19 protein-coding genes are annotated in these 13,781 nt (G+C 49.9%); 11 read left to right on the forward strand and 8 right to left on the reverse strand.

What is annotated here, in order from left to right:
* Nucleotides 1-72 precede the first annotated feature (72 nt).
* The 10 genes from BMW55_RS10490 to BMW55_RS10535 all read left to right on the forward strand — a co-directional run bounded on the left by BMW55_RS10490 (nt 73) and on the right by BMW55_RS10535 (nt 9,414).
* On the forward strand, nt 73-1,071 hold the full coding sequence (locus BMW55_RS10490) for a 1-aminocyclopropane-1-carboxylate deaminase/D-cysteine desulfhydrase (RefSeq protein ID WP_170839869.1): 999 nt from the start codon (nt 73-75) through the stop codon (nt 1,069-1,071).
* Nucleotides 1,068-1,469, forward strand: a complete 402-nt coding sequence (locus BMW55_RS10495; RefSeq protein ID WP_089968559.1) for a methylglyoxal synthase — start codon at nt 1,068-1,070, stop codon at nt 1,467-1,469. The genes BMW55_RS10490 and BMW55_RS10495 overlap by 4 nt, the downstream gene beginning before the upstream one ends.
* A 33-nt stretch (nt 1,470-1,502) precedes the next feature.
* Nucleotides 1,503-2,222 (forward strand): bacillithiol biosynthesis deacetylase BshB1, encoded by a 720-nt coding sequence (gene bshB1 / locus BMW55_RS10500; RefSeq protein WP_089969006.1) that lies wholly within the window; start codon nt 1,503-1,505, stop codon nt 2,220-2,222.
* A gap of 14 nt (nt 2,223-2,236) precedes the next feature.
* The gene (gene bshA / locus BMW55_RS10505) at nt 2,237-3,379 is read left to right on the forward strand and encodes an N-acetyl-alpha-D-glucosaminyl L-malate synthase BshA (RefSeq protein ID WP_244527535.1); all 1,143 of its coding nucleotides are present in this window, start codon (nt 2,237-2,239) and stop codon (nt 3,377-3,379) included.
* Nucleotides 3,372-4,583, forward strand: a complete 1,212-nt coding sequence (locus BMW55_RS10510) for a CCA tRNA nucleotidyltransferase (RefSeq protein WP_089968566.1) — start codon at nt 3,372-3,374, stop codon at nt 4,581-4,583. Before bshA ends, BMW55_RS10510 begins: the two co-directional genes overlap by 8 nt.
* Nucleotides 4,564-5,547, forward strand: coding sequence for a biotin--[acetyl-CoA-carboxylase] ligase (locus BMW55_RS10515; RefSeq protein WP_089968569.1), 984 nt, complete (start codon nt 4,564-4,566; stop codon nt 5,545-5,547). The genes BMW55_RS10510 and BMW55_RS10515 overlap by 20 nt, the downstream gene beginning before the upstream one ends.
* 253 nt (nt 5,548-5,800) lie before the next feature.
* Complete coding sequence (panB, locus tag BMW55_RS10520) at nt 5,801-6,670, forward strand: 3-methyl-2-oxobutanoate hydroxymethyltransferase (RefSeq protein WP_089968573.1); 870 nt, start codon at nt 5,801-5,803, stop codon at nt 6,668-6,670.
* Entirely contained in the window at nt 6,667-7,539 is an 873-nt protein-coding gene (gene panC / locus BMW55_RS10525; RefSeq protein WP_089968576.1) for a pantoate--beta-alanine ligase, read from the forward strand. Before panB ends, panC begins: the two co-directional genes overlap by 4 nt.
* On the forward strand, nt 7,524-7,907 hold the full coding sequence (panD, locus tag BMW55_RS10530) for an aspartate 1-decarboxylase (protein ID WP_089968579.1): 384 nt from the start codon (nt 7,524-7,526) through the stop codon (nt 7,905-7,907). Before panC ends, panD begins: the two co-directional genes overlap by 16 nt.
* A gap of 133 nt (nt 7,908-8,040) precedes the next feature.
* Nucleotides 8,041-9,414 (forward strand): tetratricopeptide repeat protein, encoded by a 1,374-nt coding sequence (locus tag BMW55_RS10535; RefSeq protein WP_170839870.1) that lies wholly within the window; start codon nt 8,041-8,043, stop codon nt 9,412-9,414.
* A gap of 86 nt (nt 9,415-9,500) precedes the next feature.
* Here BMW55_RS10535 and BMW55_RS10540 read toward each other — a convergent pair whose 3' ends face one another.
* Entirely contained in the window at nt 9,501-9,845 is a 345-nt protein-coding gene (locus BMW55_RS10540; protein WP_089968587.1) for a hypothetical protein, read from the reverse strand.
* A gap of 157 nt (nt 9,846-10,002) precedes the next feature.
* Between BMW55_RS10540 and BMW55_RS10545 the strand changes: the two genes are divergently transcribed.
* Nucleotides 10,003-10,278 carry an Mpo1-like protein gene (locus tag BMW55_RS10545; protein ID WP_089968590.1) on the forward strand — a complete coding sequence of 92 codons (276 nt, stop codon included), beginning with the start codon at nt 10,003-10,005 and terminating at the stop codon, nt 10,276-10,278.
* 62 nt (nt 10,279-10,340) lie between these two features.
* Here BMW55_RS10545 and BMW55_RS10550 read toward each other — a convergent pair whose 3' ends face one another.
* The 7 genes from BMW55_RS10550 to BMW55_RS10575 form a co-directional block, all read right to left on the reverse strand.
* The gene (locus tag BMW55_RS10550; RefSeq protein WP_089968593.1) at nt 10,341-10,547 is read right to left on the reverse strand and encodes a CDGSH iron-sulfur domain-containing protein; all 207 of its coding nucleotides are present in this window, start codon (nt 10,545-10,547) and stop codon (nt 10,341-10,343) included.
* Nucleotides 10,548-10,667: 120 nt separating this feature from the next.
* Entirely contained in the window at nt 10,668-10,835 is a 168-nt protein-coding gene (locus BMW55_RS19405; RefSeq protein WP_170839871.1) for a hypothetical protein, read from the reverse strand.
* 15 nt (nt 10,836-10,850) lie between these two features.
* A complete protein-coding gene (locus BMW55_RS10555) occupies nt 10,851-11,363 on the reverse strand; it encodes a hypothetical protein (RefSeq protein ID WP_089968597.1) in 513 nt (170 codons plus the stop codon).
* Between the two features lie 21 nt (nt 11,364-11,384).
* Nucleotides 11,385-12,176: a hypothetical protein gene (locus BMW55_RS10560; RefSeq protein ID WP_089968602.1), complete on the reverse strand. Its 792-nt coding sequence runs from the start codon at nt 12,174-12,176 to the stop codon at nt 11,385-11,387.
* A gap of 10 nt (nt 12,177-12,186) precedes the next feature.
* Nucleotides 12,187-12,696: a coiled-coil domain-containing protein gene (locus BMW55_RS10565; protein ID WP_089968607.1), complete on the reverse strand. Its 510-nt coding sequence runs from the start codon at nt 12,694-12,696 to the stop codon at nt 12,187-12,189.
* On the reverse strand, nt 12,693-13,205 hold the full coding sequence (locus BMW55_RS10570) for a hypothetical protein (RefSeq protein ID WP_089968611.1): 513 nt from the start codon (nt 13,203-13,205) through the stop codon (nt 12,693-12,695). Before BMW55_RS10570 ends, BMW55_RS10565 begins: the two co-directional genes overlap by 4 nt.
* 12 nt (nt 13,206-13,217) lie before the next feature.
* Entirely contained in the window at nt 13,218-13,781 is a 564-nt protein-coding gene (locus BMW55_RS10575) for a hypothetical protein (RefSeq protein ID WP_139179484.1), read from the reverse strand.

Raw genomic sequence — 13,781 nt, forward strand, 5'->3', positions numbered from 1 at the left:
AGAGCCGCTTCACCGGAAACAAATTCCTCCGCTCTGTCGTGTTGAAGTATAACAGAAAAAGGGGAATGTAAGTTGCGCGATTCCTTTCCTTTTTTTCCTATTCTGTGGGGAGAAACACCGCTTTCACCGCTTCCACAGCTTGCAGAAAAGCTGGGAGTCAAGAGCTGCTGGATCAAGCGAGATGATTTAACCGGAATTGCTTTTGGCGGGAATAAGCTTCGCAAACTGGAGTTTTTAATTGGACAAGCATTGGCGGAAGGTTGTGATTTGATCATCACCGGAGGGAGCCCCCAGTCCAATCACGCCCGGTTGACAGCCGCCGCCGCAAATCGGGCCGGACTGGAAACATGGCTCTGTTTTGCCGGGAAGCACTTAGGAGAAGTGCAGGGAAATCTGCTCCTGGATCAATTGCTCGGGGCCAAACTTTTTCTAACCGGCCAGTACGGGTCACAAGGGTTGCTTCGCGCCATGGAAGAGAAGGCGGAAGAAGCGAAACAACAGGGCAGAAAACCTTTTGTCATTCCGGTGGGAGGATCGACTCCAACCGGGGATTACGGGTATCTTAAAGCATGGAGAGAACTGGAACTGCAACGGGAGAGCTTAGAAATCCCGCCGTTTGATGAGATTTATGTGGCCGTGGGGACGGGGGGAACCTTGGCCGGTCTCCTCGTCGGACATACTCTCTCCCGTTCTTCTGCCCGCCTGATCGGCGTGAGCGTGTGGGAATCAGCGGAAGTGATGCAAGCCGAAGTAACGAGATTGTCCGGCGAATTGATGCAGATGCTTGGAGAAAAGGATGCTGTACCCCTATCATCGGTTCACATTTTGGATGAATACATCGGCAGGAAGTACGGCGTTCCCTCACCGGAAGGAAACGAAGCGATCCGCTTGCTTGCGGAAACGGAAGGATTGTTTGTTGATCCGATCTATACGGGCAAAGCATTGGCGGGGATGATCGATCAAATCCGAAATAAGGGGAACAGGGATAAACATATTCTCTTCTGGCATACAGGCGGTACACCGGCTTTGTTTACACATGCCAAGTCTTTTCAGCGGGGTGGGGAGATGTGAACATCGCTTTAATCGCTCATGATAACAGAAAAGAGCGAATGGTTCAATTTGCGATTGCCTATGAAGCCCTGCTGAAGCCTCACCAGTTATACGCGACGGGAACGACGGGCCTTCGCATCATGGAAGCCACGGACTTGCAAGTGCATCGTTTTTTGTCCGGTCCTCTGGGAGGAGATCAACAGATCGGGGCGCTGGTGGCGCAAAATGAGATGGATCTCATCGTATTTTTTCGCGATCCGTTGACGGCTCAGCCCCATGAGCCGGATATCCTCGCTTTGCTTCGCCTGGCGGATGTGCATAACATTCCGGTCGCTACCAATATGGCGACGGCAGAAATCCTGATCCGGGCGATTGATCAGGGGGAATTATCCTGGAGAACGATCATTGCGAAAAAGTAATGAGAAGAAGAGAAAAGAGGGTTGAATTTGAACATGGAACCAGCTGGAATCGACCTGTTGGCATTTGGTGCCCATCCGGATGATGTGGAGATCGGTGCGGGGGGAATCCTGGCCAAGCATGCGGCTGAAGGATTTACCGTCGCCATCTGCAATCTGACCGAAGCCGAGCTTTCATCCAATGGAACGGTTGAGCGGAGGCGCATGGAATCACAGAAGGCCGGGGAAATATTGGGGGTAAGGAAGCAGATTTGCCTCGGTTTTCCGGACCGCGGTCTAACAGGGTCCCCGGATCAGATTTTAAAGATTGTGCAAGTGATCCGTCAATTAAAGCCAAAAGTGGTGTTGGCCCCGTACTGGCAAGACCGTCACCCCGACCATGTGGCGTGCAGCCGTTTGGTAAAAGAAGCTGTTTTTGATGCTGCCATCCGTATGAAAAGAACGCCCGGCAACGAAGCGCCGCATCGGGTCACCCAGCTATATCATTATTTCATCAACGACATCGGACAAGCAGATATCATTGTGGATATCAGTGATGTGTACGAAACGAAGATCAAAGCCGTCCTGGCATATGAAACGCAATTTGTCCGCCAGTCAGGGGAAGTGGATACGCCGTTAAACAGCCCTACCTATCTTTCGATGATCCGCGGACGGGATCAATTGTGGGGACACCAAATCGGCTCGTTGTACGGGGAAGCACTGGTCAGTCCCCGTCCCATCAAGCAATCGTATCTGCTGTCCAAATGCGGACAATGAGCGGGAGGGTTCCCATGCGCATAGGAATTACCTGTTATCCAACACACGGCGGTTCCGGAGTCGTTGCCACAGAACTGGGCAAACTGCTTGCGGAAAGAGGGCATGCCATTCATTTCATCACGTATGATATGCCTTTCCGCTTGGGGCGGTTTCATCAAAATATCTGCTATCACGGCGTGGAAGCCAACCGTTACGCGGTATTTAAGTACCCGCCCTATGATTTGGCTTTGGCCAGCCGGATGGCCCAGGTAGCCAAAATTTACCAGTTGGACCTTTTGCATGTCCACTATGCTGTTCCCCACGCGATTGCTGCGGTGCTGGCCAAACAGATGGTGGGGGATCATTTGAAAGTGGTAACCACTTTGCATGGTACGGATATTACGGTTTTGGGCGAGGACCCGTCGCTCCGGGATATCATCTGTTTTGGAATCCGAAACAGTGATGCCGTGACCGCCGTATCGGACAGTCTGGTGAAACAAACATATGATTTGTTCTGCGTCGACAAGCCGATTGAGCGGATCTACAATTTTGTGGATACCAGAGTCTATTATCCGCGGGATGTGTCTTCCTTGCGGGAAAAATATGTGGATCCCGGTGAAAAGCTGCTGTTGCATATCTCCAATTTCCGGCCGGTGAAGCGCCCGGAGGATGTGATTTTCATTTTCAATCGGGTGCAAAAAGAAATCCCCTGCCGCTTGTTGTTGGTGGGAGAAGGGCCGGAGATGCCCAAAATCATCGAGCAGGTGGAAAAGTTGGGCATCGCTTCCAAAGTGATTTTTCTCGGCAAACAGGATGAGGTTTCCCAGCTGATCTCACTGGCGGATCTTTTGCTCCTTCCGTCTGAAAAAGAGAGCTTCGGGCTGGTTGCTCTGGAAGCCATGGCTTGCGGGGTGCCTGTCATCGCTTCGAATACAGGCGGTCTGCCGGAAGTGGTGGAGCACGGGCGGACAGGCTTTTTGGCGGATGTCGGCGCAGTGGAGGAAATGGCCGGTTATGCCGTTCGCCTGTTAAAAGATGAAGCCCTTCATCAATCTTTTGTCAGGGCCGGGATCGAGAGAGTGAGACAACATTTCTCGGGAGAACAAATCGCCAAACAGTACGAAGACCTGTATGATCAGGTAGTTCACGGATCTGCCGGGGGAAGCGCGGATGGATGAGAGACGGACAGCCGCCATGCGTGTTCTGGAAGCCCTGGAACAGGCGGGATATGAGGCATATTTGGTTGGAGGATGTGTGCGGGACTTTGTGATGCAAAGAATCCCCCAGGATTATGATGTAGCCACCAGTGCCCGTCCTGAAGAGATTCAAACCGTTTTTTCGCATACGATCCCTACCGGGATTCAGCATGGAACGGTAACGGTGCTCATCAGGCAAATACCCATTGAAGTGACCACTTTTCGTGTGGAGTCCGGTTATGAGGACCACCGCCGTCCCAGTGTGGTCCACTTTGTTTCCTCCCTCAAGCAGGATCTGGCCCGCCGGGATTTTACCATGAATGCCATGGCCCAGGACCTCCACGGGCGGATGTACGACTATTTCTCCGGGATGGAAGATATCCGGGCGAAAAAAATTCGCACCGTCGGCAATCCGGCTGAGCGCTTTGCGGAAGATCCATTGCGGATGGTAAGGGCGGCCCGCTTCGCCGCACAGTTTAACTTCACCCTGGAAGAACAGACCGCGCAAGCCATGCGTGAGTGCAGGGAGGAATGCGTGCATTTATCGGTGGAGCGGGTGGCGGCCGAGCTGGAAAAGACCTGGATGTCAGACCGTCCTTCGCTGGGAATAAACATCATGTTTTCCTCCGGTCTGATGGAGATGCTTCCCCCTTTTCGCTTTTGGGGGATTTCGTCCGCCATGGAACCCGGAAAGTTTTTGCCGTTCGATGAAGTAGAGGATCGAATCGTCCGCTGGGCCTATTTGTTGGCCGTTTGCGGAACAACGGTCGAAACGGTGCAAAGACGGGTGAAGGATTTGCGTTTGTCCAACGCCGATGGTACCGCAATCGCAACCTGTTTCCGCCTGGGAACGGAATGGAAGCCGCTGACGGAAAGGGAAGGGAAGGAGCTTTTACTGAAAGAAGGGCTTTCGGCCGTTATTCAAGCCAGTCATTTGGCGAAACTGTTAGGAAAGGCCTCCCTTCAAGAACAATTCACAGCTTGGTGGGCGGAGATGCCGGTGAAACATGTGAAAGAACTGGCCGTGAACGGGAGAGAACTGATTGAACATTGCAAGCGTCCGCCGGGTCCGTGGGTTCGGGATACCTTGTGGGATCTGCTCAAACAAACGGCTTTGAAACAGATCCCCAATCAGAAGGAAGTATTGTTAAAGGAAGGATGTCGCCTTGGCAAGCTCGATTCGTGATGAACTGTTAAAGGTCTTAATTGAACATCAACCCCATTTCTTGTCCGGTGAGGAGATCAGCCGGAGAGTGGGTTGCAGCCGCGCCGCTATTTGGAAGCATATTGAAGAATTGCGTCACGAAGGCTATGAGATCGAAGCGAAGCCGAGAAATGGTTACCGGCTTGTTTACCGTCCGGACCGAGTGGCTCCGGAGGAATTGGCCCCTCATTTGCAAACGAAGAGATTCGGACGGCATATCCGCTATGAATATTCCACGCCTTCGACGCAAACCCTGGCCCATCAGTGGGCCAGGGAAGGAGCCCCTGAAGGAGCCGTTGTCATTGCGGAGGAACAGGTGCAGGGAAAAGGCAGGATGGGCCGTACATGGCATTCCCCGCCACAAACGGGAGTTTGGATGAGCCTGATTCTGCGTCCCCCGATTTCTCTGGCTGAAGCCTCACAGTTGACCCTGCTCGCCTCCGTTGGGGTTCAGCAGGGGATCAAACGGGTGACGGGCCTGCCGATCCAAATCAAGTGGCCCAATGATCTGTTGATTCATGGAAAGAAGGTTTGCGGGATTCTGACGGAGTTGAGAGGGGAACAGGATCAGATTCATTATATGATTATCGGGATCGGCATTAATGTCAATACCACGTCCGAACATTGGCCGGAAGAATTAAAAAAGATCGCCACATCACTGGCCATTGAATCGGGGGGCCACCTTCACCGGGCTACGCTGATTGCGGCCATTCTGAAAGAGCTGGAGGAAGTGTATCAGGAATACTTAAACTCCGGTTTTCGTGTGATTAAATCGAAGTGGGAACAAGCGGCGGGAATGTTGGGAAAAACCATTACCGCCCGCACTCCGCAGGGACTTATCACCGGTGTGGCGGAACGACTGAATGAAAGCGGAGCCTTGCTGATTCGCACAGATCAAGGGGTCATTCCCGTTTACTCGGCGGATATCGATTGGAAAGAAATATGATTGCATTCGGCTTCCATTTTCGATACGCTTATGGTAAATAGGCGGCATCTCTCATGAGCCGCACTATGCTTGTCTTGCGATAGTTCTGCTTATTTCTGCCTGATGTAAATCTGCTTCGAGCCGTTGGGACGGAGACAGAGGGATGGGTTGAACGATACCAAACCTGCGCCTTTTTCAGTCCCAATTCAGACTGAGAAAGGCGTTGTTTTTTCTCTGCCCCAGGGCCCTTGATGGAAAAAAGGAGGGTTCCCGGATGAGCCATACCCGGAAGAAGGTAACGACGCGTACGCTGGCCAGGATGAAACAGAATAAGGAACCGATCGCCATGATCACCGCTTATGACTATCCCACCGCAAAAATTGCCGAGCAGGCCGGCGCGGAAATCATTTTAGTAGGAGATTCCCTCGGGATGGTGGTGCTGGGGTACGATTCCACCATTCCGGTCACGCTGCAAGATATGGTGCATCATACAAAAGCGGTTGCGCGTGCAGCCAAAAGCGCGATGGTGATTGCGGACCTGCCCTTCATGACCGCCCATTTGTCTAAAGACGAAGTGCTTCGGGCAGCAGGACGGCTGATGCAGGAAGCGGGCGCGTATGGGGTAAAAATGGAAGGCGGTTCGGAAATACTGGCGAATGTAACAACATTAACTTCTGCAGGCATCCCGGTCATGGGTCACCTGGGGTTAACTCCCCAGTCCGTCAATCAAATCGGGGGGTATCTGGTGCAAGGAAAGGATGTCGGCACCGCGCGGCATCTGCTCGCCGAAGCCAAACGGCTGGAGGAAGCGGGTTCCTTTGCAATCGTGTTGGAATGTGTACCCGAAGAATTGGCTCAGCTCATTGCAGAATCATTGACAATTCCGGTCATCGGGATCGGGGCCGGCCGATTTTGTGACGGGCAGGTTCTCGTTTTCCACGACGTTCTGGGGATCGGAGGAGACTGGCATCCCTCTTTTGTGAAGGTATATCAGCAAGCAGGAAAAGTGATGCAAAGAGGGATTGAGGATTACGTCCAAGAAGTGAAGCGGCGGGCGTTTCCTGATGAACAGCATGTTTCCCACCTGTCCTCGGATCTGATCGCAGTTCTGTACGGCGGGCAAGAAGGAGTCAAAAATACATGAAAATCGTTGAAACAGTTGCTGAAATCAGAAGAGAATTACAGACACACAGGTCCAAGACGATCGGCTTGGTTCCAACCATGGGGTATTTGCATGAGGGTCATCTCAGTTTAATCAAAAGAGCGCGGAAAGAATGTGACATTGTCGTACTGTCCATCTTTGTAAACCCATTGCAATTTGGCCCCAATGAAGATTTCGAGCGATACCCCCGCGATTTGGACCGGGACGCCGCGTTGGCCAAACAAGCCGGAGTCGATCTGCTCTTCTGTCCATCTGTCAGGGAAATGTATCCCCATGAAATATTGACAGAGGTGCGGGTCCGGAAAGTGACGGACCGGCTGTGCGGAGCATCCCGGCCGGGGCATTTTGAAGGAGTTGCGACTGTCGTCACCAAACTGTTCCACATCGTATTGCCGGACCGGGCTTATTTCGGGTTAAAAGATGCGCAACAAGTGGCTGTAATCGAACAGATGGTAAAGGATCTGCATTTTCCGGTGACGATTGTTCCCTGTGAGACCGTGAGGGAACCCGATGGCCTCGCCATGAGCTCGCGCAATGTTTATCTGTCTGAAGAAGAGCGGAAGCAGGCTGTGATTCTGAACCGGGCGCTGACAGAGGTGAAAGAGCAACTGGAAAAGGGCTTGCTCATAACAGCTGACGAGGTCAATCGGTACGTGCGGGAGAGGATCAACAGCCAGCCGCTGGCTCAGATCGATTATGTAGAAACGCTTTCCTATCCGAGACTGGAACCGATCCATCACCTGGATCAACGGCCCATTATTGTGGCTGTAGCCGTTCGTTTTGGCTCAACCCGCTTGATTGACAATCTTTTGTTCGGGGGTAAGGAGGAATCAGCATGTTCCGGACAATGATGAAAGCCAAAATTCACCGCGCCACCGTTACGGAAGCCAATCTCCAGTATGTGGGAAGTGTGACGATCGATGAAGAGATCCTTGAGCGCGTGGACATTCTCCCCAATGAGAGAGTACAGATCGTCAACAACAATAATGGGGCCCGTCTGGAAACCTATGTGATCCCGGGGGAACGCGGGAGCGGGACCATCTGCTTAAACGGAGCCGCCGCCCGTCTGGTTCAACCGGGGGATCAGGTGATCATCATCTCTTATGTATGGATGGATGAAGAGTCTGCCCGTAACCATAAACCCAAGATCGCGATTATGAACGAAAAAAACCAGATTGAAATGCTGATCGGTGAAGAAGTACACGGCACCGTTCTTTAAACCCCGTGAGACGAGCTCACGGGTTTTTTCGTGCGCGAAACTCGCCATTCCTCCCGTCAGTGATCCCGGAATGGATTTTAATCAGAGGGACATACTCCTACATAAGACGGTTGGAACGATGGGGGGATGCGTGATGTTTCATCAGGAGTGGCTGGAGTCCGTGCAAAGTGAATTGGAAGAGATCAAGAGCAAATATCGAAATTGCCCGGCGTCGGAAAAACCCAAGTGGAGGAACCGCCTTCAACAGATCAAAAAATCATGTGATCGCTTGTTGGAATCATGGGCTGTGATTGAAGAAAAAATCGCTCATCTCGTTTCGGAACATCCTGATTTGATATCCGAGGAAAAAGAGATCGCCGGAGAATTTTGGCTAAACGAATCGGTGGTGCGCAAATTCAGACAAGGTCAGGGGTATTATGGACTCACGATGTTTGAAGAGGCTAAGCAATTGTTTCAGCAAGTGGTCGAAGAAGAGCCCGATTTTCTGCTGGGACGAATCTATTTGGGTTTGAGCCAGTTTCAGGACAATCGTTTGGATGAGGCGGAACGTCACTTTCAAATGGTGAGAAAAACGGCTGTTCATGATGCGTTTGTCGGATTTGCTCATCATATGCTGGGTTGTATTGCCGTGAAGCAAGGGGATGACCGTAAAGCGATCAAGCAATTTAAAAAGGTCGTTTCATTGCTCGATGATCACAGTGATGCTTGGTTTAATATGGGAGCCTGCCATTATCGTTTAGGAGAATACCAAGAAGCGATTCCGTATTTTTTCCATGCTCTGTCGATCAATGAAGATGACTGGGAATCCATGTATTATTTATCCAGCTGTTATCGGCATTATAAGCAATGGGGGAGTGTTTCCTTCTGGCGTTTGGCTTCCTATGAAAAGACGAATCATCCCCGCGTACTGGAATCCATCGCGCACGATTATGAAGAGATGGGGCAACCCAAACAGGCCATCCATTGGTATCAGCGATTGTTGGCGCGCGATCCCCTGAATCGTTCGGCCTATCACGGTATTGCGTGGAATTACTGGGTTCTGGGCTATGCAGAACATGCCTTTATGTGGTTAAAAAAGGGGCTTACTCTGTATCCAAAAAATCCGGATCTCCTTTTTGCCTATGTTTGGATGTCCATTGTCAAAGGAGACGTGGATCGTGCGGAAATGGCGATGAATATGCTTCCGGCGGAGCTGACAAAACAACCCATCTGGTTGGCAGTCCGTTCACGTCTTTCCACTCAGATGGGTGATTTTGAGAAAGCAGCCGGAATGGCGGAGCAACTGATTCAGCAGGAAAAAGCTTCTGTCAAAGCGATGGGACATTACCAGAAAGGCCGAACCTTGCTGGAAATGGGAAATATCCGGGAAGCGATTCAGCATTTCAGACAGGCTCATCAACTGGCTTCTCACTGGAAAGACCCCTTGTTTTTTGAGGGAGTTTGCCACATTATTGAAGGAAGGCTCGATTCGACCAAAAATTGTTGGGGGCAAATCTGTTTTACTTAATTCGGCGTTGGAACCGTTTCGTTCCCATCCTCCGACGGAAGTCAAGGATGGGAACGAGTGTCGCAGGCTGATGGACGTTGGGAGCGTCAGTTCCTGGTGTTACCGTTCCAATAGCGGAGATGTTCCTCTTTGCCGGTCGGCAGTTTTTCCAGAAGCCGGCCGTTTTTATCATAACGGTATTCATATTCCCGATAATGATCGACCGTCCACGAACCTTTTTCATCTGTCGAGTTTTCGGGAATCTTTTCAGAACCTGTCCACTCCATGCCATATTCGGTGCGCAAATCGGGCTTGGCTGTTTTGGCGATCGACGGGACGGCTTCTTGGACGGGAACCAAATGATATCCCAATATCAAGGACAGCAGCATAAGATTGATGGCGACTGCTGTTCCCAATGAGATTTGCTTAAGGGTATCTTTCCGCTGCTTCATACCATATACTCCTTTTGCACGGACATTTACAGAATTTATATGAAACAGCAGACCATTTCATCCCTTTTTTGATTTGTCCGAACGGAACGACATCATTGAAAGTATGAATGATTGGGGTCATAATAAAGGTAGAAGACTGGCTTAAGGAGGTATATCTGTGAACTTTTCGCAACTATTGGAAAAATATCGCCGCGATCATCAGCATCCGTTCAACAAATTCACACACGCCATCGGTATTCCTTTGATTATCATTTCGCTTCCGTGGTTCTTTTTTAACTGGAAAACCGCAATTTTTTTATTTGTCTTAGGGTGGGCTTTTCAGTTTGTCGGGCATTGGGTTGAAGGGAAGAAACCATCCTTTTTTTCCAATCCCGCATTTTTGCTGGTCGGACCTATCTATTTCTTAAAACAATTATTCAAGAGAAATAAATAGCGACATAAAAAAGGCACCCTCTCCCGGATGCCGCTGAATCAGATCCGTGTACTATGTAAAAACTACAGCACTTGTTTTGCACGGGCACAATCATCAAATTTCCCGTTATGCGTACCATCGCAAAAAGGTTTATTCTGTGACAACCCGCAGCGGCAAAGAGCCGTTTGCTTTTTGGTTACAAAAGGATTCCCTTCTGCATCCACCAGTTCAATTTCGCCTCTAACGATGAGCGGTCCCCGATCCATGATTTGGATTCGTGTTTTTTCCATCCTTCCACCTCCCGTATAGATAACTATGCCCCTTTTGGGAAAGGTCTAAACATAAAAGACTGAATTTTGAATCGCATCCAACAACTCTGGTGGCCGAGGGTACCAGAGTTGTTGGATGATTTAAACCCAGATGCTAATGGCCACCAGGCACAAGTAAATCAATGCAACTCCGACGATTCCCAGTAACCACTTCCCGATTTCCTCATTCTTTACAATGGATCGGACAGTCAAACAAGTGAAAAGCAAGATGGCGATCAGTGTGAAAAAATACAGCAGGCTGAAAAACATAGGATCTCCTCTTTACTATGGCAGATAACTCAACCATTTGAATTTCTGATTCAATTCGGCTAATTCGTTGATCGAGATGCTGGTGAGACGGGACAGTGTTTTCAGATAATCGTTCTCTGTATTTGTTTGTTCAGCCAAAGCGGTTGCCTGCGGGACGAGTTGCCCGTTTTGGTCACGAAGGCTGTTTAATTGGCTTAGAACGGTGGAAGTATGTCTGTTCAGATGATCTAAACCGGTTACAATTTTTTGTTCGCTCGCCGTGACTCGATTCAGGCTCCTGTTCATGTTGGAAAGCATTTGATGTGTACTCGTCAGTTTGCTGTTCATTTGTTTGATGGTATCGGCCGTTTCCCTGAGCGGTTGGAGTTGCTGGTTGGTAATCGTGGTTAAACGGTGAGCTTCTTTAATATGTTGATGGACATCGGCCATGACCCGGTTCATCTGTTGTTGGTTGGAAATTTGTTGAAACGTTCCCCAGCCAAAAAGGCCAAACAGTGCGAGGTTGATCATGAGCAATGCTATTTTCATAGGGTGCCCCACCTCTCTTTCTCATGGCAACAAAATATCCAGCAATCCGCCCCCATTATCGTTTTCGTCTTGCTCTTTTTCCTGCCCGTTTCCGTCTTTCTTTGAGCCGGGAATGAGGGGGGATAAAATATCTTCCGGTTTGTCGGGAATGGGAAGAATCGTTTCTTTCTTCTGCTTGGAATCGGGTTGACGGGGGATGGGTAAATCAATTCCTGTTTTATCCTCCAGGTATGACAGGGCATCAGTAATCCGGGCGATAAATCGAAAGTTATCTACTGATTGGTCCAACTGAACTAAAAGTTGATCCATTTGCCCGTTTAATTTCTTCGTGTTGGCTCCTACCTGACCGGTGCTTGCGGCAACGTTACCGAGCTGGCGCACCGTCGTGCCCATCTGTCCGCTGATGTCGTTGGCCTGCGCGGCCACCTGTTGGGTTAAAGTAAATGTGTTTTCTTCCCGGGACAAGATCTCTTTCATCAATTCCCGCGCTTTTATATTTCCGGCCAGCTGCTTGGACAGCTCGTGGTGAATCGAACGGTTGGTTTCGATCTGGGCGGCGAGCAATTCATCCTGCTTGTCCAGTGCGTCCAGTGTGCCGGATGCTTTGCCAACTTCTGTTTCCAGCTGTTCGGTATCGCGAAGCATTTCTCCCGTTAGTTCCGACAGATTTCTGGTGAGTTCAAAAATGTTGAACGAAGCCATGGATGAGAGCAAACTTTGGTCACTCCATTTCGCAAGAGCGGGGGCAGCGATGACAAAGGTGGTGATAAGGGCAATGATCATCGATAATTTCCATTTGCCGAAATTCGTCATGGGCAACCTCCTAACCGTGTGGAATGAATTCCGTCTTTTCGTTCATCTGACGGAGGTTCGCATTGATTTGTTCCTGGAGGGATTGCATGGCGTTCAAGGTGTTGACGATTTGCTGATTGGTGTTTTTCATCGATTGGAGATTTTGGACACTTGTTTGAATGAGAGACTGGATTTGAGTTAAATCTCTGGATGTGAGAGCCGTGTTGGAACCGATCGTTTGAACCCGTTGGGCGATGGCTGCCACCACCTGATCCAAGTCATTTAATTCTTTCTCCAGGCCGTGGGTGCCGGTTTGGATACCGGATATTTTTTTGTTCAGTGAGTGGGTCTTCTCATTTAGTTTTCGGATTAAAGCCAATTGATCGTTCATTTTTTGCGATTTGGCTGCCGACTGGATGAGGTTTTGTTTCAGCTCGTTGGATCCCCGGGCAAGGTCATCCTGGATGGTGAGCTGAAGCCATGTGTTGCCGGCGAGCACGAGCAGGATCAGGGTGATGAAGAAGGGGATGCCGTATTTCACTTCAGTTTCACCCCCGGTGTTTTACTGTTCAGAGTCTCAGTTGAATTCAGGATATTCGCGAGATGTTGTTGATCCTTTTTGGCCGTGACGGAAAGCTGTTTTAATAGTTGATTCAACTCGGTCAGGTAAGGAGACAGTTGTGACAGGGCCGACTGCAATGTGTGGATTTGTTGCTTCGACAAGTTGGAAGAATGGACCATCAGGTCGTTGACGCGAAGGCTGTCCGCATTGTAATCGACCACGGTGGAGAGAAGGGATAGCGTGCGTTCTGTTTTGCCTGCCGTATCGGTTAATCCCTGATCGATCTTGTCCAAGGTTGCCAACATGTTGGTCAGTTCCTGATTCTTCCGGATAATTCCCGCCTGCACCTGGTTGAGTTCTTCAAGAGCTTCAATATTGTCTTCCATGCTGGCGTGGATCTTTTTTAATTGCTGGGTCATGGTGATCCCATTGATCAATAAACCGCTGAGGAGCAGAACGGCCAGGATGGAAAAGGTCTTTTTCAACATGCGAGTTCCTCCTTACGGTAAAGAACGGGCGGCCCGGTCGCTTTTGGAGGCGGCCGATTTGAGCTTGTTCTCCAATTGGTCGTTTTGCCGAATGGCTTCGCGCAGTTTGTCCAGTGTATCGAGGGAGATTCCCTTCAATTGGCTGCTCAAATCCACTTGTGATTGGCCGGAAGCGGAGATGGAATCCATTTGGATCCGCAATCTTTTGCTCAATGCATTTAAGTTTTGGCTTAACGTCACTTGTTCTCCCGTCACAAACTCGATTTCACCCAATGTGCTGCTCTGTTCGCCGGCCACCTGCATGACTGTTTTTAACTTTTGGCTGACTTCCTTGGTTTTGGATGATTTGTCGCTGATCGATAGCAATCCTTGCAAAATATCCTGGTTGGCTGCGCCTAATTGTTTGGTCTTCTCATCAATCTCTTTTAATATGCCGTTCAAATCGAACTCTTTTAATGTATGGGAATCAATCAGATCCTGTTTTTTGATTCCCTCTGCCATCATGGGCAAGGTAAGGGTCAGCGTAAACGAGATGAAGGCGGCCGGAATGACCAATTTGTATTGCACTGTTGTCAC

The organism is Lihuaxuella thermophila, assembly GCF_900110165.1.
GTDB lineage: Bacteria > Bacillota > Bacilli > Thermoactinomycetales > Thermoactinomycetaceae > Lihuaxuella > Lihuaxuella thermophila.